Origin of the sequence: Novosphingobium clariflavum, assembly GCF_026420865.1 — a bacterium.
In the GTDB taxonomy this organism is placed as follows: Bacteria; Pseudomonadota; Alphaproteobacteria; order Sphingomonadales; family Sphingomonadaceae; genus Novosphingobium; species Novosphingobium clariflavum.
In genome coordinates, this window is sequence record NZ_JAPCWC010000113.1 from 1 (window position 1) to 449 (window position 449).

Here is a 449-nt window from a genome sequence, read left to right on the forward strand (position 1 = left end):
ATGTGCTGCCAGTCGTCCGTCTGACCGAACTCGACCAGCGTAGCCAGGATTGCATCCCAGACGCCTTGCTCGGCCCAGCGCCGGAACCGGACATAAATCGAGTTCCACTTGCCGTAGCGCTCATGCATGTCGCGCCACGGGCAACCCACGCGCAGCACATGAAGCATGCCGTTGAGAAATCGCCGATTGTCGTGAGCCGGTCGCGACTTGCGCCCGCGTTCGGAGGGCAGCAGCCCCTCGATCACGTCCCATTCCTCGTCCGTCAGATCACCACGAGCCATTGCCAATCCCCGTAAAGAGCAGCCTTGAATCAGAGATCAGGCCGTTTGGGAATTGTCAGAGCTCCGCTTCTAAGGGTGGCCGTACATTTTTGCGGTGACGATCTTCGCAAGCACCGCACTCAGCGAAATTAACGCGCGCCTGAAGCAGTGAAAGCGAGCCGTTTGGAC

At 59.5% G+C, this 449-nt stretch carries 2 protein-coding genes; both read right to left on the reverse strand.

Annotation, left to right across the window (positions count from 1 at the left end; genetic code table 11):
• Nucleotides 1–281 (reverse strand): transposase (locus tag OKA11_RS24520; RefSeq protein WP_267225258.1); only part of this gene is annotated, 281 nt, incomplete at its 3' end.
• 55 nt (nucleotides 282–336) lie between these two features.
• Nucleotides 337–449: CPCC family cysteine-rich protein (locus tag OKA11_RS24740; RefSeq protein ID WP_407673535.1), on the reverse strand; the 113-nt coding region annotated here is incomplete at its 5' end.